This is a genomic window from Streptomyces sp. NPDC005722, from assembly GCF_040630935.1.
Taxonomy (GTDB): Bacteria; Actinomycetota; Actinomycetes; order Streptomycetales; family Streptomycetaceae; genus Actinacidiphila.
This window is the reverse complement of the sequence record NZ_JBEXYN010000040.1, coordinates 50,777-74,560: the sequence shown is the minus strand read 5'-3', so window position 1 is coordinate 74,560 and position 23,784 is coordinate 50,777. Positions and strand designations below refer to the sequence as shown.

At 69.6% G+C, this 23,784-nt stretch carries 11 protein-coding genes; 9 read left to right on the top strand and 2 right to left on the bottom strand.

Annotation, left to right across the window (positions count from 1 at the left end; genetic code table 11):
• Positions 1-54: 54 nt before the first annotated feature.
• A complete protein-coding gene (locus ABZ479_RS32625) occupies positions 55-507 on the bottom strand; it encodes a hypothetical protein (RefSeq protein ID WP_500464912.1) in 453 nt (150 codons plus the stop codon).
• A gap of 265 nt (positions 508-772) precedes the next feature.
• Between ABZ479_RS32625 and pglW the strand changes: the two genes are divergently transcribed.
• The 5 genes from pglW (at position 773) to pglX (ending at position 12,569) form a co-directional block, all read left to right on the top strand.
• Positions 773-5,173 carry a BREX system serine/threonine kinase PglW gene (gene pglW, locus ABZ479_RS32620; protein WP_500464911.1) on the top strand — a complete coding sequence of 1,467 codons (4,401 nt, stop codon included), beginning with the start codon at positions 773-775 and terminating at the stop codon, positions 5,171-5,173.
• A gap of 95 nt (positions 5,174-5,268) precedes the next feature.
• The gene (locus ABZ479_RS32615) at positions 5,269-5,733 is read left to right on the top strand and encodes a hypothetical protein (protein WP_500464910.1); all 465 of its coding nucleotides are present in this window, start codon (positions 5,269-5,271) and stop codon (positions 5,731-5,733) included.
• Positions 5,730-7,145: a KGGVGR-motif variant AAA ATPase gene (locus ABZ479_RS32610; protein ID WP_500464909.1), complete on the top strand. Its 1,416-nt coding sequence runs from the start codon at positions 5,730-5,732 to the stop codon at positions 7,143-7,145. Before ABZ479_RS32615 ends, ABZ479_RS32610 begins: the two co-directional genes overlap by 4 nt.
• On the top strand, positions 7,142-8,626 hold the full coding sequence (locus ABZ479_RS32605; RefSeq protein WP_500464908.1) for a hypothetical protein: 1,485 nt from the start codon (positions 7,142-7,144) through the stop codon (positions 8,624-8,626). The genes ABZ479_RS32610 and ABZ479_RS32605 overlap by 4 nt, the downstream gene beginning before the upstream one ends.
• A 136-nt stretch (positions 8,627-8,762) precedes the next feature.
• Entirely contained in the window at positions 8,763-12,569 is a 3,807-nt protein-coding gene (pglX, locus tag ABZ479_RS32600; RefSeq protein WP_500464907.1) for a BREX-2 system adenine-specific DNA-methyltransferase PglX, read from the top strand.
• Positions 12,570-12,596: 27 nt separating this feature from the next.
• Here pglX and ABZ479_RS32595 read toward each other — a convergent pair whose 3' ends face one another.
• Positions 12,597-12,806, bottom strand: coding sequence for a GntR family transcriptional regulator (locus ABZ479_RS32595; protein ID WP_500464913.1), 210 nt, complete (start codon positions 12,804-12,806; stop codon positions 12,597-12,599).
• Between the two features lie 769 nt (positions 12,807-13,575).
• On the opposite strand from ABZ479_RS32595, the gene ABZ479_RS32590 reads away from it, so the two are divergent.
• Genes ABZ479_RS32590 through ABZ479_RS32575 form a run of 4 tightly spaced genes read left to right on the top strand, consistent with a single transcriptional unit; the run spans position 13,576 to position 23,757 of the window.
• Positions 13,576-17,508, top strand: a complete 3,933-nt coding sequence (locus ABZ479_RS32590) for a DUF6079 family protein (RefSeq protein WP_500464906.1) — start codon at positions 13,576-13,578, stop codon at positions 17,506-17,508.
• Complete coding sequence (pglZ, locus tag ABZ479_RS32585) at positions 17,505-20,243, top strand: BREX-2 system phosphatase PglZ (protein ID WP_500464905.1); 2,739 nt, start codon at positions 17,505-17,507, stop codon at positions 20,241-20,243. Before ABZ479_RS32590 ends, pglZ begins: the two co-directional genes overlap by 4 nt.
• Positions 20,240-21,577, top strand: coding sequence for a BREX system ATP-binding protein BrxD (gene brxD / locus ABZ479_RS32580; RefSeq protein WP_500464904.1), 1,338 nt, complete (start codon positions 20,240-20,242; stop codon positions 21,575-21,577). Before pglZ ends, brxD begins: the two co-directional genes overlap by 4 nt.
• Positions 21,574-23,757, top strand: coding sequence for a DEAD/DEAH box helicase (locus ABZ479_RS32575; RefSeq protein WP_500464903.1), 2,184 nt, complete (start codon positions 21,574-21,576; stop codon positions 23,755-23,757). The genes brxD and ABZ479_RS32575 overlap by 4 nt, the downstream gene beginning before the upstream one ends.
• The last annotated feature ends 27 nt before the right edge of the window (positions 23,758-23,784 follow it).

Here is a 23,784-nt window from a genome sequence, read left to right as displayed (position 1 = left end):
GGTGGCCGTTTGTCTATGCGGGCACCAACCCAGACGCCGGAGCAAACCCCCGCATCAGGTCCAACCCGCTACACCACTTCCAAGGACGCAACCGGCGGATCGCGCGCTGCGCTCGGTGCCGTGCCGGTGGATGGCGTTGACGAAAAGGCAGCGTCCGGCAGACCCGGAGACCGCCGTTTCGACCTTCTTCAGACACAGGTACGCGTGCAGAGGAGAGATGCGGGACACTAGCTCGCTGATCGCCAGGTTCGGTGTGAGGGCCAGCCAGGGGCCGATGTCCCGGCCGACCTCCGTCGCCGCTCTGAGGATCTGCTGCCAGGTCGTCGTTGCGAGGTACCAGCCGTTCGCGGGTATGCCGGTCACCCCTGGCCAGGCGTGTTCGACCCTCTCCCACGGCCTCTTGCTGGGGCGACGTTGCGGTCCATCGCGGACAAGGACTGGGATGTCCAGGCGGTCGGATATCTGAAAAGCGTAATCCTGGGCACCTTCCGGTGGCTGCTTGTCCACCCTGAGAAGAGTGCCACGGTTTGATCGCTGACTGGTGCAGTCAATAAGACTCTTGCCATTGACCACCGTCGGTGATCGCTGCCTGCTCCCCATCACTCTGGCCCGGAGAACAGACCGATTAGGATGCCATCCTAGGGCTGGGCCAGGATAGGGCACGACCGACCACGGGGAAGGCGTCGATCGAGACGCGTCTGCGCTGGGCCGACAGCGCGGGCTCACATCGCTTCGCCCTCCGTGCCGACATTGATCATGCAAGGAGGTCTCGGTGACGCCACCGGCGGGGCGGTCTGTGCCGAAGCCTGGTCCTCCTCCGAACCGTGAGCGGTGGTTCCAGCCGAGGCGCTCCGGCTACGCGTGGGAGCAGGAAGGCTTGGAGCACGTCCGGCAGCTGATGCCCAAGGCCGAGCCATACCGGGCATGGGCGACGTTCCAGTTCACTGGTCCCTCCGGCCGCGTCAACGAATGCGACCTGCTGATCGCCGTACCGGGCGGGGTCTACCTGCTGGAGTTGAAGGGCCATCCTGGACGCTTGGTGAACCACGGGGACACCTGGCAGTTCCACGACGACCGGGTGCGCACCCTCAAGAATCCACTGCACCTCACCGATCTCAAGGCCAAGGAGCTCAAGGAGCAGCTGGCGCGGGCGGCGCGCGCTATGAAGGAGGACCCCAGGAGGGTGCCCTTCATCAAGCCAGCGGTCTTCCTGCACGACCCCAGCCTGGTGAGTGAGCTCGACGAGTTCCAGCAGACCGGGGTGTACGGGCGCGACGGCAGTGCGAACGGGCTGCCCGGTATCTGGGACGGTCTGCTCGGGCTGCCGCCCGAGCGGGAGAGCTGGCGGGTCACCCCGCAGACCAGCGCGCTGCTCGAAGAGCTGATGAAGCGCATCGGGGTCAGTCACTCGACCGCTCATCTGCGGTTCGGTGACGACTGGCGGCTGGAGCCGCGGGCACTGGACGCCGGCCCCGGCTGGGAGGACCGGCTGGCGAAGCGTGACGACGGCCTGGTGCAGGAGAGCGGCCGGGTGCGGATCTACCTGGCCGGTGAGGCGGCCTCGCCCCAGCAGAAGCAGCAGGTGGACCGGGCGGCCCGCCGCGAGTACCAGGTGCTGCAGGGCATCAACCATCGCGGCATCGTGCAGGCGGTCCAGATACGCGAGCACGTGAGCGGTCCGGCGATCCTGTTCCGGCACCGGACGTCGGACCTGCGGCTGGACGCCTACCTCGACGCGTACGGGGGGCAGCTTACGCCCGAGACCCGACTGGACATGGTGCGCCAGCTCGCCGAAGCCGTGCGCTATGCCCACAACCGCTCCCTGTACCACCGTGCCCTGTCCGCCCGGTCGGTGTATGTGTCGGCGGCCGAGGACGGCAGTGACCCGGTACTGCGCATCGCGGACTGGCAGACCGCCGCCCGGGACTTCGAGACCACCCTGCACCGCACGCTCGGGGACACCCCGCTGGACGCCAACCTGATCGCGGACGTCGCGCAGGTGTACCTGGCCCCGGAGACCGACCTGGAGTTCGCCGATCCGGTCGACCTCGACGTGTTCGGGCTGGGCAGCCTCGCGTACCTGCTGCTGACAGGGCGCCCGCCCGCCGACCGGCGCAGCGCCCTGCTGGACCGGCTGCGGGAGGAGGGCGGCCTGCACCCGTACGCCGTCGCCGACGGCGTGTCCGAGGCACTGGACCTTCTGGTCTTCCAGGCGACCGCGGCCGACGTGCAGGACCGGATGGCGTCGGCGGAGGAGTTCCTGCGGCTGCTGGACGCGGCCGAGGCGGACGCGGCGATGCCCGAGCCCTCGGGTCCGGCGGCCACGGACCCCTTGACGGTCCAGCCGGGCCAGCCCTTGGACGACACCTGGACCGTGACCCGCGTCCTCGGCACGGGTGCCACGGCCCGAGCCCTGCTGGTGCGTCGCCACGAGAACGAACCGGGCGGCGAGTCGGACTCTCCGCGGGTGTTCAAGATCGCGCTGGACCACGAGAAGGACGCCCGCCTGCAGGCAGAGGCCACCGCGCTGAAGGAGGTCGGCGGGGGCCGCATCGTGAAGCTGCTCGCCCAGCCGCGCCAGCTCGGCGGACGGATGGTCCTGGAAATCGAGTACGCGGGCGGTTTCCGCCCGCCCGGCGACCGGGAGCCGGTCAGCCTCGGGTCGCGGTTGCGCGGCGAGGGGGCGCTCGGTTACGACCAGTTGGAGCGTTTCGGCACAGACCTCTTCGAGGCCCTGGACAGCCTCTCCGCGCGCGGGGTGCGGCACCGCGACATCAAGCCCGACAACCTGGGGCTCTTCAAGCGCAGTGACGGGTCCTGGCAGCTCATGCTGTTCGACTTCTCGCTGGCCGACGCGCCCGACCAGGACCTGCATGCGGGCACGCGCAGTTATCTTGACCCGTTCCTAGGGGGCAGCCGGCGCGAACGCTACGACGACCACGCCGAGTGGTATGCGGCGGCGGTGACCCTGCACGAGATGGCCACGGGCGAGCGGCCGGTGTGGGGCGACGGCCAGGGCAACCCGCTCACCGTGCCGGACGCCGAACTGCACATCGCGGACGAGCTGTTCGACCAGGCCTTGCGTGAGGGACTGACCGCGTTCTTCCAGCGGGCCCTGCACCGTGACGTCGAGGAGCGCTTCGACAGCCTGCGCGAGATGCAGGAGGCGTGGCGCCGGCTGTTCCGTACGGCGGACAAGGCGCCGCCGGCCACCACCCCCGCCACGGTCGGCATGACGACCGAGGACATCGAGGACGCCCGGGACCAGGCCGCTGCCGCCGCCGACCCTAAGACCCCGCTGGACGCGGCGGGACTGTCCCCCCGTGCCGTGTCCGTTGCCGCGGCTCTAGGCGCGTCGACCGTGGAGGCCCTGCTCGACATCCCCCCACACACGATTTCCCGCGCCCGTGGCGCGGGCAACGTGATCCGCAAGGAACTCAACCGCCGGCACCGCCAGTGGACGCACGCCCTGCGCAGACGTCCCGCCTCGCGCCCGCCCGTGGCCGTGCCGGTGGACGCCGCCGAGGACGTGCTGGAGCCGGTGGAGACATTGGCGGCGAGGCTCACCCCCCCGGACGGCAAGCACCGCACCAAGCCGCGTCCGGACGTCGTCCTCACCACGCTTCAACTGCCCGGCGGTGAGCGGCTGGAGCCGTGGCCCGCGCAGCCGGCCATCGCCAAGGCGCTCGGCATCAGCCAGCCCACGGTCTCCCAGCACCAGCAGGCCGCGATCGAGCTGTGGGCGGCGCTGCCATGGCTGCGCCGTGTCCGGGACGAACTGGTGGCGATCCTGTCCGAGCAGGGCAGAGTCGCCACCGCCGAGGAACTCGCCGCCGAGCTGCGCGCCCGGCACGGTGCGGGAGACGGAGACCCCGCCGACTCCTTGGCTCTGGCTCTGGGCGTGGTCCGGGCGGCGGCGGAGGCGGAGTCCCGTAAACGGGACGAGGACTCCGGACCCGACGGCGAACCGCCGGTCCGGCTGGCCGTGCTACGGCGTGGCGGGCGCGTGGTCCTGGCTCTGGAGGACCAGCCGGGCAGCGACGACCCGACGCCGGCCGAGCTCGCCGACTACGCCGCCGCCCTGGGCGAGACGGCGGTGGGGGTCGCGGGCCGCGACCCGCTCCCGGGCCGGGCGGCGGTGCTGCGGGAGCTGCGCGCGGTGACCGCTCCGGAGGGCATGGCGTCCATGGCAGACACCCGCCTGGTCGACCTGGCGGCGGCTATGGCGGGCGGCGTCGCCGTTTCCCCCCGTCTGGAGCTTTTCCCGCTGGACATGGACCTGGTCCGTGCGCTGCGCATCTCCCAGGCGCCCGCGGGGGTGCGCGCCGACACCGGCATAGGTGCTGCGGACTTGGTGGCCCGCGTCCGAGCACGCTTCCCGGGCCTGGCCGTACTGGCCGACACCACGTACGTGGAGCTCGAGGAGGCACTGGCTCAGACCGATTTCCCGCTCGCCTACGACGGGCAGCGCAAACGGTTCATGCCCCGGGGACACGAGTCGACCGACAGCCGGTACGAGCCGTCGGTTTCCATGCTGACCAGCACCGGCACCCTGATCGCCGCCGCGCAGAGCGAGCTGGCACTGGGCAGGGACCCGCGCCGGGTCCTGACGGCACGGCTCCAGACGGCCCGCCGACGCGGCGGTTTCCTCGCGCTCACCGTCAAGGCACCCGAACTGCCGGGTGTGGCAGAGCGGTTGGCGGAACGCATGGATGTGGTGCAGGTCTCGTTGGATGACCTGTTCCTCGCGGCTATGCGGGAACTGGCCGCGGAACAGGGCGTCGAGTGGGCGGCGCTACTGCGCGCAGACGCCGCGTTCGCTGCCTCGGGCACGCTCGGCGCGGGCCTTGCCTCTTATGCCCGGGCCGCCTGCGAGCGGGTCCTAGCGCGTGCGGTGGCGCTGGCCGAGCAGTCGGGTCCGCGTACCGTGCTCTTCGTCCACGAAGCGGCGCTCACCGCCCGCTACTGGTCGGCGGGCGGGAGCGAGCTGCTGGTGGCGCTGCAGGAGGCCGCCCGCCATGCGGGCGGCGTCCCGCACGGCCTGTGGCTGCTGGTTCCCATGGAGGACCCGGAGGCCTCGCCGGCCCTGGACGGCCGCACGGTGGACATCGTGGACCGGGCGAGCGAATGGGAGCCGCTCACGGGACTGTTCCTGAAGGACCTCAAGGCCTGAATATGTGGCGGTGCCTGGTCGACGGCACTGCAACTCACGCCTGCTCGCCGCCGGTTCGAGGTCGGGGAGGGGGAGTTGCGGCTAAGATCCGTTGTGTGCCGGAGACCTTACAAGAGGATCAGTTCGCGAAGGCCGCGACGCGTCACTTCCACGACGCGGACTTCCTCCACACCGACAGCCGCCTGCCGTCTGCGGACCACCTGTACGGCTTCGCTGCGGAGTGTGCGACAAAAAGCCTGCTGCTGCGGTTCACGGATGTGGCGATTGGGCCGTCCAAGAAGCCGGAGGTCGTGGATCCGGCGGACCCCGAGAAGCCCCTGCAGTTCGGCCACGTCGACCAGTTGGTCCGTGAGGTCAGGCTGTGGGCGCACGGACGGGGAGGGGCAGCCCTGTACTCGGTACTCGACGGCGACCTCCGTGCGTTCAGGAAGTGGAACGTCAGCACCCGCTACTCCGACGGGAGTTACGCCCAGGTCGAGATGGTCGCGCGGCGTCAGGACGCGGCGCGTCGCATACTCTGCGTGCACGAACAGGCGCTGCTCGCCGGGAAGCTGCCGTGACAGCGCCGGTGGAACCCGTCCGGTTCGACGAGGCACGCACGCGCGCGTTTGACACCGCGCGCGAGGTGGCCCGGCAGGGCTTCCATGTCGTACTGGTGCGGGACGTGCTCGGCCGCTTCTCCCTTGTCGTCGACGACAGTGAGAAGCAGAAGGAGGCCGTGCTCAAGCTCCTGCAGGGCTGGGAGAGGCTGCTCGCCGATCGGTTGGGTCCGTACCGGACCGGTCACCCTGTGTTGCTGACCTCGAAGATGTTCTCGGCGGACACCCTGCTGGCGTCCCCGCGCGCGGTCGCGGACCCCGAAGGCCCGTCCGGAAAGGGCTCCGTGCGCTTCCTCGACAACACCGTGGTTGGCGAGGACTGGGCTAAGGTGTCCCCGCTCGTGGACGGAGCGAGCGGCAACCGCGCCCACCGCACCGCGCTGTACGGGTTCAAGGGCGGCGTGGGCCGTACGACGGCGACGGCTGTGCTGGCCCGCAGACTGGCTGACTCCGGGCACGTTGTCCTGGTCGTCGACCTGGACCTGGAGTCCCCGGGCGCCGGCCCGCTCCTAATGGGACAGGACCTACCCCCGCACGGACTGGTGGACCACCTCGTGGAGGCCGCCGTCGGCAGCGCCGACGGCCTGGAGATGGTGATCCGCGCCCCCTACGTCCCGCCCCGCGCGGACGACGGCCGGTTCGGGGAGCTGTGGGTGGCACCGGCCCGGGGAGGGGGCGGCGGAGACGCGTCCTACTCGTATGTCGAGAAACTGAACCGCGTCTACGCGAACACCGTCGACGCGTCCTTCGCGGAGCGGCTGGAGCAGGCCGTGTGCGCCTGTGAGGAGGCGGTGGAGCGGGACAGCGACACCGGCCACCGTCCGGACGTAGTCCTCCTGGACAGCCGGGCCGGCATCCACGACGTCGCCGCCGTGACCATCTCCCGGTTGTGCGACCTTGCCCTGCTGTTCGGCGGGAACAACGAGCAGACGTGGATGGGCTACGGCGACCTGTTTGCGGCCTGGCATTCCCTGGGGCAGGCGCCGCACATCCGGGAGAAGCTGCGCATGGTGGCCTCAATGGTGCCGGACTCGGTGCACTATCCGATGGAGGCCTACCTGGAAGCCTTCCGCGAGCGGGCGTTCGAGTGCTTCGAGGTGCTGTACGACACGGTCGCACCAGTCGACCTGGGAGCCGAGGGCACCTCCGCGGACGGGGTCGCCACGGCGCGGGACGACGAACAGGCACCGCACTTCGCCATCCCGATCCTGTTCGAACCGGGGCTGGTCGGCATGGACGCGAGCAACGCACCGGGCTGGCAGGAACGCGCCTTCGTGCAGGCCGCGTACCGTGACTTCCTCGATGGAGTCACCATGCTGATCGAGGCGGCACTGGCGGCCGGCCGGGACGAGGAAGGGACGCGAGACACGTGACGAACGAGGCCCCCCTCACCGCGCACGAGTACCGCGACCTGCTGTCGGCGGCACTGGAGGACTCCCTCCACGCCGACACCCGGACGCCGACCGCGCACACCCTATTCATGCCGGACTCGCACCGCACCGCCCTGTACGTTGACAACGTGGTGGTGCCGGGAGGGCGGGGTGTCGGCAAGACGTTCTGGTACCAGACCCTGCTCGACGAGCGGCTGCGCGAGGTCGCCGCCGTCGAATACCGCATCAACCGACTGCGCCGGCTGCGGGTACATCCGGGACACGGGATGAACCTGGACCACGACCACTATCCGGGGCCGCCGACCCTGCGGGGCTTGGTCGATGCCAAGGAGGACCCGTACGACATCTGGTACGCGGTTCTGCTGAGGGCGCTTGGGCGGGAGGAACTGTGCGACCTGTCCGAGTGGCGGGACAGGGTGGCGTGGGTGCGCACCCACACGGACGAGGCCCAGCGCACGGTGGAACGGGCGGACCGGGAGGCGCACGGGGCGAACATCGTCCACCTGATGCTCTTCGACGCACTGGAGCACCTGCATGCCGACCGGGCCCAAGCGGACCGACTCGTCGTCGGCATTTTGCGGCTGGCCCTGCAGATGCGGTTCGGTACGCGCAACATTCGACTCAAGGTGTTCATCCGCCCCGACATGTTCCAGGCGGCGACCCTCGCCTTCGCCGACGCCTCGAAGCTCTCCTCCGGATATGCGTCGAGCCTGGAGTGGACCCACACCGACCTGTATGGACTGCTATTCCACAGTCTGGGCAACGAGGACGACGGAGAGGCCGAACTGGCACGGCGGTTCCGTGCGTCCACCGGCGGCTGGGCGACCGACGAGACGGTCGGGCGGCACGAGCCGCCCCTGGTACTGCGTAACGTCGCGGAAGTTCAGGAAAAGCTCTTCACGGAGATCGCCGACCCGTTCATGGGCGGCAACTACCGCAAGGGGAAGCCCTACACCTGGCTGCCGAACCACCTCAAGGACGGCAACGGGAAGATCAGTCCGCGCAGCTTCCTCCAGGCCCTGGTGACGGCCGCCGAGGCCAGCCGGTCGGTTCACCACGACCACGACCGGGCCCTGCACCACGAGGCGATCCGTGCCGGGGTGCAGGCCGCCTCGAAGCGGCGGGTCGACGAGGTCGGCGAGGACACCCCATGGGTGAAGCTGGCGATAAAGCCGCTCGCCGGTGGGCAGGTGCCCCTCAAGGAGTCGGCGGTGCTCGACCTGTGGAAGGAGAACGACCTGCCCGTGGCGCTGGCCGAGGACGCGGCCCAGTATGCCCAGGCCGACCGGCCCTCCCTGGTCCGTACCGGCCCCCGCCACCCGGACGACCTGCCCCGGCTGGTCGAGGAGCTGATCGAACTGGGCGTGATGACCAGGCGGCGCAGCGACGGCCGGCTGGACCTGCCCGACGTGTACCGGATCGCGTTCGGGCTGGGACGCATGGGAGGGGTGCCGAAGGCGTAGCCGACGCTGTTGGGCGTCGTCGAGTCCTCGTGTACCCCATGACTCTGCCGGTTCACAAAGTCGACCTGGCAGGATGGGCTGACATGCCGTGTCCACAGTCCACACGGTGGGTTGGTCGGGATGGAGAGAATCGCCGGTGTCGTCTGAGGAAGTCCGTACCGCGGAAGCGCCTGCGCGTGCGCTGCCGCGCGACGGCGTGCTGTTGAAGGAGCTGCAGAAGCAGGTCGTGCTGATGGAGGAGGATCTCAGGCAGCGGGCGGCCACCGAAAAGTTCGCCCCGGCCCTCCTCGCCGAGTACGAGCGGGCGAGCGGCGAGGGCGGCCGGACAGGCGTCGGGTACGAGACTTGGCTCGACGACCGGCTGGTGCAGATCGCCGCCGCCTGGGTCCTGGCCTGCGTCTTCGTCCGCTTCAGCGAGGACAACGGGCTGATCCCGGAGGCCTGGCTGTCGGGCCCCGGCGAGCGGCTGTCCGAGGCGCAGGACCGGCACGACGACTACTTCCGCGCCCATCCGGAGCGCAACGACCGCGACTGGCTCCTGGAAGCGTTCAGCGCGCTGCGCGACGCCCACCCCACAGCCGCGGGCCTGTTCGATAAGCGGTTCAACCCGCTGTGGGAGATCACCCCCTCCTATGTGGCCGCCACCCGGCTCCTGGGGTTCTGGCGCGAACGGGACGCGGAGGGCCGTATCCGCCACGACTTCACCGACCCCGAGCTGAACACCCGCTTCCTCGGCGACCTCTACCAGGACCTCTCCGAGCACGCCCGCAAGACCTACGCACTCCTCCAGACGCCGACCTTCGTCGAGTCATTCATTCTCGACCTGACGCTGGAACCGGCGGTGGCGGAGTTTGGCCTCGACCCGGTGTGGAAGCACCGGCCGGAGGGCTGGCGCGGGGAGATCGACGAGGACGGCCGGGTGCACGGCCTGCGCTGCATCGACCCCGCGTGCGGCTCCGGGCACTTCCTGCTCGGCCTGTTCGACCGGATCTACAAGAAGTGGCGTGCGCTGGAGCCCGGTGTGGACCGGTGGGTGCACATCCGGCGTGCCCTGGAGTCCGTCCACGGCGCGGACAAGAACCCGTACGCCGCCTCGATCGCGCGGTTCCGGTTGCTGGTCGCTGCGCTGAAGGAGGGCGGCGTACGGGAGCTGCGACGCGCGCCGGCCATGCCCATTCGGATCGCGGTAGGCGACTCGCTGCTGCACGGGCGGGAGGCGGGCCAGGAGGCCGACCGGACGCTCGACGACGCGGCCCGTGAGGAGGTCTTCACGTACCGGACGGAGGACGTCAAGGAGTACGTGCGGGAAGTGGACCTGCTGGGGCGTGGGTCGTACCACGTGGTGGTGGCGAATCCGCCATACATCACGGTGAAGGACAAGCAAGAGAATCAGAACTACCGGGACGTGTACTGGGCCTGCTCGCGCCAGTACGCGTTGTCAGTGCCGTTCGCGCAGCGAATTTTCGAGCTCGCTTTGCGGGCGAGCGGAAGCCGTCAGGACGGCGGCTTCACCGGGCAGATTACTGCCAACTCGTTCATGAAGAGGGAGTTCGGCAAAGTCCTGATTGAGTCATTCTTCCACGGTGGTCCCTATAAGGATCCGAACAATAAGCGTAAGCGAGACTTCGGTGGCGTAGATTTGACGCACGTGATCGACACCTCGGGAGCCTACATTCCGGGACACGGGACCCCTACGGTGATTTTGATTGGGCGGAACCAAGTGGCTCGACAGGCCAAACCCATTCGAGCAGTGCTGGGGGTGCGGGGTGAGGCCGGCATTCCCGAAGAGGACACACTGGGGCCGGTGTGGCTTGCGATCACTGAGCAGGTGGGAAAGCCTGGGAGCGAGTCAGAATGGGTGAGCGTTGAAGACGCTGAACGATCTCGTTTTGCGCGCTTTCCGTGGTCTCTTTCCGGTGGTGGAGCGCAGCCCGTCATGCAGTCACTGGAGCGGGTTACCGGGCGGCTTGGTGATGTGATCTACGAGATCGGGAGGACGACACATACTGGACTGGATGAGGCTTACTACATGCCTCCATCTGCTGCTGCGACACGAAGGCTAAGCGCTGGCACCGTTCCTGTCATTCTTGGGGACGAGGTGCGCAATTATGGAATTCGCTCTACTGTCTGCACATTCTTTCCCTATGCGACCGTAGCGCCCCATACTGTGCGAGGTGCCGAAAGGGATCTGACTGATACTGAGTTGAAATTCCTCTGGGGTAATCGTACTGTTCTGCGTGGGCGTCTGGATTTCGGTCAAACTCCCGAGCAGCGTGGGCTTGCTTGGTTTTCACACAGTATGTTCTTCCCGAAGCGTTACCGGAGTCGGCTTTCGATTGCGTTCTCCTTTGTTTCTACGCATAACCACTTTGTGCTGGACCGTGGCGGAAAAGTATTTAAGCAGTCCGCGCCGGTGATCAAGCTTCCGGAGGGGGAGAGTGCGGAGCGGCATCTGGAGTTGATGGGGGTTCTCAATTCTTCGACTGCTTGCTTCTGGCTGAAGCAGGTCAGCCACGATAAGGGGATCCGGGGGGAAGGTGGGGGGTTTACTAGCGATGAGTGGGAGCGTTTTTACGAGTTCACGGGCACTAAGCTTCAAGAGTTCCCTCTTCCAGAGAGCCTTCCTCTTGCGTTGTCCCGGGAACTTGATGCCCTCGCTCAGAAGCTGTCTGAACTCGAGCCATCGACTGTCGTCTCTTTCGGCACGCCCACACGGGCTGCCCTCGACGAAGCTAGCCAAGCCCAGGACCGTATCCGCTCGCGAATGATCGCCCTTCAGGAAGAGTTGGACTGGACTGTCTATGGGGCGTATGGACTGCTTTCGGCTAAGGAGGTCGCGTCAGCCACCCTGCCGGGTGAACCTGCTGAGCTGACCCGCGACGATGTCCCGCAACTCGTTCTCGGGCAGCGTGCCTTCGAGATCGTGTTGAAACGCGGAGTCGACGGCCGTGACGTCGATACCACTTGGTTCGATCGACACGGCTCCTATGACATCGCCGTCACCGATATCCCTGCCGAATGGACCGAGGCATACAAGAAGGTAGTGCAGGCCCGGCTCGATCTCATCGAGTCCCACAAAGACATCCGGCTGCTCGAACGCCCCGAGTACAAGCGGCGTTGGTCCATTGAGGACTGGGACAAGCGGGAAGCCGCGGCTCTACGGGCCTGGCTGCTGGATGCGTCCGAGCGTGAGGAATTGTGGTTCGAGGAGCGGGGGGACTACACCTCGCCCCGTACCCTAACGGTCTACCAGCTCGCTGACGTCCTGCGGCACGACGACGAGGTGCAGTCCGTCGCCGCCCTCTACGCGGCCGACCACCTCAAGAAGCCCGAGGCGTCGCTCGCGACCGTGCTGCAAGCCGTCATCGAGAACGAGCACGTGCCCTACCTCGCCGCCCTCCGCTACAAGGAGTCCGGCCTGCGCAAGCGTGCGCAGTGGGAACGCGTCTGGGAGCAGCAGCGGGAAGAGGACCGCGACGGCGTGCGCCTGGACATCAAGGTCCCGCCGAAGTACAGCGGCGCCGACTTCCTCCGGCACTCCTACTGGTCGAACCGCGGCAAGCTCGACGTGCCGAAGGAGCGGTTCATCTCCTACCCCGGTGCCTCCACCGACGGTGACCCGTCACTGCTGCTCGGCTGGGCCGGCTGGAACCACAAGGATCAGGCCGAGGCCCTCGTCAACATCATCAACGACCGCACCGAGGACGACGGCTGGCAACTCGAGGATCCGCGGTTCGTGCCGTTGCTGGCAGGGCTGATGGAGGTCATGCCCTGGGTCCACCAGTGGTACGACGAGTACGACGAGGAGTGGGGAGACAGCCCCGCCCGCGAGTTCCAGACGGCCCTGAACAAGGGCCGCACCGTCCGTGGCTTGTCGGAGGCCGACCTCCGCGACTGGCGCCCGGAGAAGCGGCGGGGCGGGCGGGCGAAGGCCGCCGAGTAGCAGCGATACGGCAGTGGGACGGGGCCGTCAGTCGGCGGTCCCGTCTGCCTTCTCCGGAGCATCGGTCAGTGGCTGCTCCACGACGAAGGATCCTTTGCCCCGTACGGTCACGATGAGTCCCCGCTCACGGAGTTCTTGCGCTGCTCGCCGTGCAGTGAGCCGTGCGACCCCGTACTCATCGGCGAGGTGATTCTCCGACGGGATCGGCCTGTCTGGTGCCAGCTCACCTGACTCGATCTTCTTGGCGATGCCTTCCCTCCACCGCTCCCCCTACTGCCTACACCTCCCCCTCGACGGCACCGACTCCCAGCTCGTCCGCCCCTACCTAACCCCCCACGACGAGGAACGTGCACGTCAGCGGTGCCGCCGACGGGTCACCCGCTCCTCGCCACCGACTTCGGGATCGACCTCGACCAGCACACCCTCGGCGCGGGGAAGGTGGCTGCGTGATGGAGTCGTACCCCTCGCTCAGGCTCCTGCCCTGGTCCCCGCCGGATGGACCCCCTGTTTCCTCGCCAACGGCAGGGGGGGGACGGATACGTCTCGCGGCTGACTGACGAGATGGAGGCCCAGCAGCTCGCCGACGGCCTGGACGTGCTTGAACGCGCCCGGCGGGTGCTGGAGGACCCGCCGGCCCCGCACGTCGATGTGGTACGGCGCCATCCGCCTCACCGAGTGCCTCGCCGATGCCCTGCGTACCGCGAAGTGCCGCGGCCGACGCCTGCCCCCTCAGCCCGACGGCGAAGGCGACGACCACCACGACACCGCGCCCGGCGACGACCCCGAGGCACCGTCCCGGGCCGTCCGCTCCGAGGCCGCCCCCGCCCCGGCAGTCCCTATGACCGGCACTCCCACCACCCCGCTCCCGCACACGACCCATCCCCGTCCCGCCGAGCTGGCAGGATGTAGGGGTGTGTGCGGGGCGCGGGGGACCGCTGGGCCCCGCCGGACGAAGCCCGGCCGGGTGGCGGTCGGGGGGAGACGTTTTGGGAAGCAGGGGCGGTTGATGGCCAGGGGCGGAAACGTCGTACTGAAGGACGTCCTCGACATCAGGGAAGACGCCCAGGCGGGTGACTTCAAGGTCGAGCTCTCCCAGGGATTCGGCGGTTCCTCGGCCGGTTCGGTGACGGATTACGTCGTCACTGAGCAGTTGGCCAAGGAGTTCGACAAGGCGCTGCGGATGGTGCGTGGCGCCGTGCGGAAGAACACCTCGTACGCCGCCTACCTGCATGGATCGTTCGGTTCCGGTAAGAGCCACTTCCTGACCGTGCTGCACGCCGTGCTCAACGGCGACCCGTCCGCCCGGACCAAGCCCCGGCTGCGCGAGGTGGTCGCGGAGCACGGCGACTGGCTGGCGGGCCGGAAGTTCCTCATGGTGCCGTACCACCTGATCGGCGCCGCCAACCTGGAGTCGGCCCTGCTGGGCGGCTACGTTAAGACCGTACGGTCTCTCCACCCCGAGGTGCCCGTGCCCACGGTGTACCGGTCGGACGCGTTGCTGGAGGACGCCCGCACCCTGCGGGACTCGCTCGGCGACGACGCGTTCGTGCGGCTGCTGCCCAGTGCGGGCGCCACCGCTCCCGTCGCCGTGGACGGCCTCGCTCCCATCGGTGCCGTCGCCCCCACGCCGTGGACAGGCGCCGAGCTGGACGCAGCCTTCGCCGCACCGGCCGGTGACCCGGGCCGCAAGCGCCTGGTGTCAGCCTTGATCAACGGGCCCATGAAGTCGTACGCGGCCAGCGCGGCCGGCGGCGCCGACATGTTCGTCTCGCTCGACGACGGCCTCAGCGAGATCAGCAAGCACGCCCGCTCACTCGGCTACGACGGCGTGGTGCTGTTCCTGGACGAGCTGATCCTGTGGCTCCAGGCCCGTATGCGGGAGCGGACCTGGGTCAACGAGGAGATCCAGAAGCTCGTCAAACTGATCGAGTCGGACAACCCGGACCGGCCCGTGCCGATCGTCTCCTTTATCTCCCGTCAGCGGGACCTGTCCCAGCTCGTCGGCAAGGACATCCTCGGCTCCGACGTGCAGAACATGGAGAGCGCGCTCGAATACCTCAGGAAGCGCTTCACCGTGATTGACCTAGAGGACCGCAACCTCCCGGAGATCATCAAGGAGCGGGTGCTCAAGCCCCGGCCGGGCCAGGAAGAGGTCATGGAGGCCGCCTTCCGCGGCATCGACAAGTCCAACCAGCAGGTCAAGGACGTCCTGCTGGACGAGGAGGGCACCACTCGCGCCAACTGGGAGGACTTCCGGACCGTCTACCCGCTGTCGCCCGCGCTGCTGAACGTGCTCGTCGCACTGTCCGGCGCGCTCCAGCGCGAGCGCAGCGGTCTGCAGCTCGTCCAGCAGCTACTGGAGAAGAACGCCGACGCTCCCCTCGGCCGGCTCATCCCGCTCGGCGACCTGTGGGACGTCCTCGACGACGAGACCGGAGCCGCCTTTACTGACCGGCTCGCGCACGAGGTCGGGGTGGCGCGGAAGTTCCACGGCAAGGCCCGGGAGTACCTGCTTGGCAAGTACGGCCGCGCCGACCATCCCGAGTTCCTCGCCGACGACCGCTTCGTCAAGACGCTGCTGCTCGCCGCCCTCGCGCCCGAGGTGCCCGCACTGCGCCGGCTCACCGGCGCCCGGCTCGCCGCCCTCAACCACGGCTCTGTGCACTCGCGGACCGTGCCCGTGGGCGACAAGGTCGCCGAGCGGATGGCCTCGCTGCAGGGCAAGTTCATCACCGAGATCCGCAGTGAGGGGGAGAACGACCCCGTCTTCTCGCTGCACCTGTCCGACCTGGACGTCGAACCCATCCTCGACGCCGTCGCTGGCGAGGATCGGGACGGTGTGCGCCGGGTGTGGGTGCGCGACCGGCTGTGGGAGCTCCTCGGCGTCAGGCAGGGCGAGATCTTCGACCAGAAGGACATCGTCTGGCGCGGCACCAAGCGCACGGTCGAGTTCGTCTTTGGCAACGCCTGTGACTCCCGCAGGATGCCCGACGAGCAGTTCGGCCCCGGCACCAGGGGCCAGGTCCGCATCGTCGTCGACTACCCGTGGGACGAGGACGACAGTCGCCGCCCGTCCTACGACTACCAGCGGGTCATGGAGCTGAAGGACAACGGCGTCGAGGAGCCCACCCTGGTGTGGCTGCCGGACTTCTTCTCCGAGCAGCGCAAGGCCCAGCTAGGCCGGCTGATGCGCATCTCCTTCCTGCTGGAGCGCAACCGGCTTGACGAGCACACCCGCACCCTCGCTCCGGACGACCGCGTCAAGGTCCGGCGCCAGCTGGAGATGGGCCGCGACAACCTCACTGGCACCCTGGTGCAGTCGCTCGGCGAGGTCTACGGCATCTCCGCGCCCAGGGAGGGCACCAAGGGCGCCGAGGTCGTCGACGGCCGGCACGTGCTGTCGCTGTGGCCGAAGTTCCCGCGGCCGGAGCCCGAGGGCGGCAAGACGTTCGCCGACAACGTGCTCCACCTCGCGGACGGCCTGTTCGGCGCGCTTTACGACAAGCACCCCGACTTTGGCCCCGATGCCCGAGGGCAGCGCAAGGCCGTCACCGCGGGAGAGCTGCGCACCACCCTGGAATGGATCACGCGGGCCATGGACGAGGAGGGCCGCGTCGAGATCCACAACAACAGCGAACTGGCCACCGTCAAGCGCATCGTGGAGCCGCTGGAACTCGGCACCGTTCACGACGGCCCACTCGTGCTGCGTGCGGAGTGGCGCACCCGCATTAACCAGGTGGCCGCCAAGCACGGGGAACGCGAGCTGCTGAAGGCCGAGGACATCCGCCGCTGGATCGCTGACGACCTCGACCACACCGGCCTCGACCGGGGTGTGGAGAATCTGCTCATCGCCGTGTACGCGCTGCTCGACGACCGGGCCTGGGTGTACCACTCCGGCCCGGAGACCGCCGCGCCGGACCTGATGTCCATCGGACCCGGCTGGGCCCTGCGTGCCCAGCCGCTGCCCTCCAAGGAGGCGTACGAGACCGCCCGGGACCAGGCCGCCCGCCTGTTCGGCATCCCCTCCAAACCCAACCCGTACGCCCGCCACGTCAACCAGCTCGCCGAGGACGTCCGCTCCAAGGCCGGGAAATTCGAGGAGGATGTGGTAGCCGTACGCGCCACGCTGGAGCGGCACGCGGCCCTGCTCGGACTCGACGGAGCCGACCCCGCCCCGCGCGCGGTTGTGCTGCGCGAAGCCGCCGGACTGCTCGCCCGGCTCGGCCGGCACACGACTGACGCGACCGCCCTGGTCGAGGAGCTGGCCGCGGTCTCCTACGGGACCCCCGCCCGCGAGCTGGCGCACGCCATGGAGAGTGCCGCCGGCGTCCTGGCCGCCCTGGACGCCACCGACTGGCGGCTGCTGAGCAGCGTCCGCGACCTCGCCAGCCGGGACGACAGCGTCGGCGACCGGGCCGGACGGCTCCTCGACCAGATCACCGAGGCCGCCCGCGCCCCGGAGTACGAGCGGCCCCTGGTGCCGGTGCTTGGCGGCGTCCGTGACACCGCGATGGCGATCGTGGACGCGGCCCTCAGGGTGGAGCGGACCGCGCCGCTGCCGCCGGTCGCCCCCACTTCGCCCGCGCCCGGTCCGGAGCAGGTGCCGCTGACCGAGCACGGGACCCCGCCCGTGCCCTCGCAGCCGGTCCTGCCGCGTCCCGCCGACGGAGAGCCCGCCGTGCCGCCCGCGGGAGCCGAGGCCGGTACGGCCGTCCCCGGGGGTGCGGCCGGAGCGACCACCTCCGGCCGGGGGGGCCGCCGGGTCATCGGCGCCGGGACAACCGGTCTAGAGAGCCTGCTGACCGAACTGGCCGCCGTACGGAGCGAGATCGAGCAGTTCCGCGCCGGGCACCCGGACACCGAGGTGGAGATCATCTGGCGGACGGCCGACGGCACCGGCCGGGAGACCGGCGGCGCGGACACCGGAGGTACGCGTTGACGCCCTCGCGTCCCGTCGTCGGGCGGCGCGCCATCGAGGTGCTGCTGCAGGCCGAGCTCCCGAACGCCGCGGGGCAGCGGCTCGTCCTGGTCGACGCGGCCTACGAAGGCCGCGGCCAGGAGACGGAGTTCAGGCTGCGCGTCGACGGCCGGACCCGCCGGGTCCGCATCAGCGACCAGGACTCCGTGCTCGGCATCGTGGACGCCTGGCGGCGCCACCGCGCCGAAGCCGACCCGGACGGCACCGGCGTGCTGGTCGTCACCGGACACGTCCCCGCCGACCAGCTCGGCTGGGACCTACGCGCCCACGCCGTGCGCCGCCATCCCCTCGCCGTCGACCGCGCCGACATCGTCAAGCAGCTCTTCGGCGCCACCGACCTCGACAACCGCATGGCCGGGGAACGCTGGCTCCTCGACGCCCTCCTGGAAGCCGAACCGGTGGACGGCTGGCCCCGCGCCGGCACCGTCCTCACCCGCGACCGCGCGGTACGGGCCCTCATCGCCGCACGGCTCGGACTCGGCGACACCACCGCCGACACCCTCGACCTCGACCCCGACACCCTGTTCACCTGGACCCGTACCCCGGCCGGACCGGAACGCTTCGCCGCCCTGCCCCCCGCCGAACGCGAGGGGATCGGCGAGTGGCTCGCCCAGACTGTCGGGTTCGCCGCGCCCACCCTGCTGGCCCTCGCCGCCGGCGGCCGCGGCACGGACGCCCTGCCGCTCGGGGCGCTCGCGTCGGCGGCGCTGTCCTCCTCCTCGGCGGAAGCCGCTGGATTCGCCCTCGGCTCCCTCTTCGGCCCCGCCCTGCCCTCCTTCGACGCGCTGCGGCCCTTTGCCAACGCCGCGACCGGCGTCCTCAGCCGCTGGATCGCCCAGGCCGAGGGCAGCGGGACCCATCGCACCGAGGCCCGCGACCGCGTCCTCGACGTTCTCCACTGCGCCGACCGGCTCGCCGACGAGGCCCGGCTGAGCCCGCTGCTCGGCGCCGACCGGCTGCTGCCCTCCGGCTACCAGGCCCGGCTGCGCCGGCTGGCCGGCCTTCTCGATGGACCGGCCGCGCCCGCCGAAGCCGCCCTGCACGACCTGACGGAACACCACCTCAGCAGCCTCTACGCCGAGCGCACCGAGACGGCCCGCACCGCCGTCCGGCTGGTGCGCTGGACGCAGTCCCCCCAGCCACCGGTCGAGTCGGTGGCCCAGGGCGTCCGCTCCCACCTGGCCTCCTCCGGTTGGGCCGACCTCGCCGTGGGCGTCCTCGCCGAAGGGGAGACGTCCCGGGACCCCGCCGTCGCGGACGCCTACCAGCGACTCATAGAGGCCGTGCGCACCCGCCGCACGCGGCTCGACGAGGCGTTCGCCCGACGGCTCGCCCTGTGGACGGAGACCGCCTCCCAGCAGGCACCCGGCGGCGCCCTGCTGATCGAGGACGTCCTCGCGGAGGCCGCCGCACCCCTGGCCCGCGACGGCGGCAGGCCGCTCATCCTGGTCCTGGACGGCATGAGCGCCGACGTCGCCGTCCATCTCGCCGGTGAACTCGACCGACGGGTGTGGACCGAGGTCGTCCCCAAACCCCGGCCGGGCACCGAGGCCGCCCGGCAGGCAGCGGTGTCGATGCTGCCGTCCGTCACCCGCACCAGCCGCGTCTCGTTGCTGTGTGGACAGCCCGCCGACGGCGGGCAGGACAAGGAACGCGCGGGCTTCACCACGTTCTGGAAGAAGCGGCACCGGGGCGCCCACCTCTTCCACAAGGGCGGCTACGAAGGACCGCCCGGCCACCGGCTGGCCCCGGAGCTCCTCCAGGTCCTGGCCGGCGAGGACATCGTTGCGGTCGTGCTCAACACCATCGACGACGCGCTGGCCGACGGCCGGGAAGGCACCCGCGGCCGGTGGTCGCTCGGCGACATCGCCAAACTGCCCGACCTGCTGAACGCCGCCCGCGACTACGGCCGGCCCGTCGTCCTCGTCTCTGATCACGGCCATGTCCTCGACCGCACCCCGCGCGGGCAGCAGACGCCCACCGCCGACGGCGTCCAGGGCGCCCGATGGCGCACCGGAACCCCCGGCGACGGCGAGATCGCAGTGGCCGGACCGAGAGTGCGGACCGACGGCGGGCGGGCCGTCCTGCCGTGGCGCGAGGAGATGCGCTACACCGCGCGGCAGGCCGGCTACCACGGCGGGGCCTCCCTCGCCGAGATCACCGTGCCCGTCATCACCCTCATACCGTCCGCCGACCGGATCCCCGCCGGATGGACCCTGTTTCCCACCGAACGCCTCGCGCCCGGCTGGTGGCACGGGGACGATGAAGGGACGCCCGCCGTCTCCGGATCCGAGGCCGCTCCCGCCGCCGACCGGACACCCCGGCCGCTGCCGGAACCGCGGACCGCGGACCGTGCCACAGCGCTGGACCGGGCCGGACTCGGTGAACGGACCGTGCAGTCGGCCCAGTACAAGGCGCAGCGTGAGTTCGTCCGGCTCGCCCCGGCCGACAAGGCGGTCGCCGCCGTCCTCGACGCCCTGCTCGCCGTGGGCGGAAAACTGTCTCCCGGTGCGGTGGCCGCAGCGGCCCAGACGGCTACCGGCAAGTCACAGCGCAACCCCGAGCGGTTCGCCACCGTGCTGGAACGCCTGCTTAACATCGACGGTTATCCCGTACTCCAGCTCGTCGAGTCGGGGCGCACCGTCCAGCTCGACAAGGCGCTGCTCATCCAGCAGTTCCTCGGAGACACTGCATGACCGCACCCGGACCGGACATCAGCACCGCCCGCCGACGGGATGTCATCGACGCCCTCAGACGCGGCACCGTACCCCAGGCCGGACTCGGCCTGTTCGCCGTCGGACTCGAACGCTTCGAAGCCGCCCTCGACGACCACCTTGCCACCGTGGCCCGCGGCGGCGCGGCCTTCCATGCGCTGCGCGGCGAGTACGGATCCGGCAAGACGTTCTTCGCGCGCTGGCTCGCCGAACGGGCCAAGCGGCAAGGGCTTGCTGTGAGCGAGGTGCAGATCTCCGAGACCGAAACCCCGTTGCACCGCCTGGAGACCGTCTACCGCAGACTCGTCGAACGCCTCACCACCGCCACTCACCCGCCCTCCGCGCTCCGGGCCGTCGTCGACTCCTGGTTCTACGCCCTGGAGGAGGAGGTCCTCGATGGCGGCGACATCGCCGCCGACGACGAGGACGCACTCGCGAAGGCCGTCGACGAACTGCTGGAGCGCCGCCTCGCAGACGTCGCCCGCACCACCCCCGCCTTCTCTGCGGCCCTGCGCGGCTACCGGCGGGCCGTGGCGGCAGGGGACGGCGCACACGCCGAAGCGATGATCTCCTGGCTCGGAGGCCAGCGGTCTGTGGCCGCGTCCGCGAAACGCGCCGCGGGCGTGCGCGGCGACCTCGACCACTTTGGTGCACTCGGCTTCCTGCAGGGCATGCTCACCGTCCTGCGGGACTGCGGACACCCCGGACTGCTCCTCGTCCTCGACGAGGTGGAAACCCTCCAGCGGGTCCGCAGCGACGTACGGGAGAAGTCCCTCAACGCGCTGCGCCAGCTCCTCGACGAGATCGACGCCGGCCGCTTCCCCGGACTCTTCCTCGTCATCACCGGTACCCCGGCCTTCTACGACGGGCAGCAGGGCGTCCAGCGCCTGGCCCCGCTCGCCCAGCGCCTGGCCACCGACTTCACCACAGACCCGCGGTTCGACTCTCCGCGGGCCGTGCAACTGCGGCTGCCTGGATTCGACCTCGCGTCACTCGGCGAGCTCGGTCGCAAGGTGCGGGACTTGTACGCGGGGGTGGCTCGCCACCCCGAGCGTCTCACCCATCGCATCGATGACGCCTACCTCGACGAGTTGGCTCGCGCGGTCACTGGATCCCTCGGCGGCAAGATCGGCATCGCGCCCCGCCTGTACTTGCGCAAGCTCGTCTCCGATGTCCTGGACAGGGTCGACGAGTTCGCGGACTTCGACCCCCGTAACCACTATTCCCTTACGGTGAACAGTGCCGAGCTCAACGAGACCGAGCGGAGCGCGGCCATCGGAGCGGGAGACGTCGAACTGGATCTGGACCCGTCATGACCGGATTCGAGCCTGTTATGGGCGAACCGGCCGACGCCTTCGACCTCCTCGATCCCGTCCTCGGCCATCACATCGTGAACTCCCTCGGCTGGCGCTCCCTGCGCCCGCTGCAGGAGGCGGCGATCGAACCGCTCCTGGGCGGCGAGGACGCCCTGCTGCTCGCGCCCACGGCTGGCGGAAAGACGGAGGCGGCGGCCTTCCCCCTACTCACCCGCATGGGCCAGCACGGCTGGAAGGGCACCAGCGTGCTGTACGTGTGTCCGCTCAAGGCCCTCCTCAACAACCTGCACCCCAGGCTGCGCACCTACACGGAATGGCTGGGCCGCACCGCCGAGCTGTGGCATGGCGACGTCACCACGAGCCGTCGGCGACGCATCCTCGTTCAGCGCCCGGACGTACTCCTCACCACTCCGGAGTCTCTGGAATCCATGCTGGTGAGCACACACGTCGACCACCGTGCCTTCTTCTCGGGGCTGCACGCGGTCGTGGTCGACGAGGTGCACGCCTTCGCGGGGGACGACCGAGGCTGGCATCTGCTGGCCGTGCTGGAGCGCCTGAGTCGGGTCGCAGGACGGCCGCTCCAGCGAGTCGGCCTGTCAGCCACCATCGGCAACCCCGACGAGCTGTTGACCTGGCTCCAGGGCGGAGGTCAGGGACGGCGGCTGGCCAGGGTGGTGGCCCCCGACCTCGCCGCACGGACCGGACCCGGCCCGGCCGCCGAGGCGGCAGCACCCGCGACGCCACCGCCCGGGGACATCGAACTCGACTACGTCGGTTCCGTCGCGAACGCCGCGACGGTCATTGCGGCCCTGCACCGGGGCGAGAAACGCCTGGTTTTCTGCGAAAGCCGTCGTACGGTCGAGGAACTGGGCGAGAAACTGCGCCTGATGGGCGTCACGACCTTCCTCTCGCACGCCTCTCTTTCGGTCGACGAGCGGCGCCGCGCCGAAGCGGCCTTCGCCGAAGGTCGGGACTGCGTGATTGTCTCCACCAGCACTCTGGAACTCGGCATCGACGTGGGAGACCTCGACCGGGTCATCCAGCTCGACACGCCCTCCACCGTGGCCTCCTTCTTGCAACGCCTTGGCCGTACGGGCCGACGTCCCGGTACCTTCCGTAACTGCCTTTTCCTGGCGCTGAGTAGCGAAGGACTGCTCTCGGCAGCGGCGTTGCTGCTCCAGTGGTCCCGGGGGTGGGTGGAACCCGTGGTTGCACCGCCCGAGCCCCGCCACCTGGTGGCTCAGCAACTGCTGGCGCTGTGCCTTCAGGAACACCGGGTCGGCGAAAACCTGTGGCAGGAGTGGTGGAGCGGCGTCGGACCCTTCGGTCCCGGTGCGGCACCTGTGGTGAGCCACCTGGTGGAACAGGGATACCTGGATCAGGACGGGGAGCTGCTTTTCATCGGGCCTGAGGCGGAACGCCGTTACGGGTACCGCCACTTCATGAACCTGACGGCGGTTTTCACGGCACCACCGGAGTTTACAGTCTTCAACGGCCGTACCGAAATCGGCCGAACCGACCCTGACCTTCTCACCGAGCACCTTGAAGGCCCACGCAAGCTGCTGCTCGCGGGACGCAGCTGGTTGGTGACGTACATCGACTGGAGCCGCAAGCGCTGCTTCGTGGAGCCGGCCGACGAAGGAGGGCGTGCTCGATGGAGCGGCTTCGGCGCGGAGCGCATCCGTTCGTTCGCTCTTGCCCGCGCCGCCCGTGACGTCCTCCTCGGTGACGACCCACCGGTCAGCCTGACCAAGCGAGCCACGGTCAAACTCGCTGAGGCGCGCGACGCGCACCTCCACACCGTTCACCCGGGTGGGACAGTGGTCACCCGGACCGCCGACGGAGACATCCGCTGGTGGACGTGGGCGGGCCATCGGGCAAACGCAATGCTGGCCGCTTCGTTGTCTTCCGTGGTGACACCGCACCGACACGTCAACGACCAGTGGATTCGGCTCCGTGACGAAGTCACCGCAGAAAGTTGGAAGACCGCCTCAGCAGACGCCCGTACAGGGCTGTGCCTGCCGGAAGTCGACGGACATGCGGTCCGCGGCCTCAAGTTCGGCGAAGCCCTCCCACCGCGACTCGCCGAAGCCACCCTTGCTGCTCGCGGTGCGGACGAGGAGGGAGCCAGTAGGGCGCTCGCCGAGCCCGTGCGCTTCGTCATGCTTGGCGGGACATAACGTCGACCTCCATGTGGAGCCTCGCTT

Bases quoted from the DNA above. Each gene is read 5' to 3' on its own strand.
- ABZ479_RS32575 (WP_500464903.1), top strand. From the start codon at position 21,574: ATGACCGGATTCGAGCCTGTTATGGGCGAACCGGCCGACGCCTTCGAC.
- brxD (WP_500464904.1), top strand. From the start codon at position 20,240: ATGACCGCACCCGGACCGGACATCAGCACCGCCCGCCGACGGGATGTC.
- ABZ479_RS32590 (WP_500464906.1), top strand. From the start codon at position 13,576: ATGGCCAGGGGCGGAAACGTCGTACTGAAGGACGTCCTCGACATCAGG.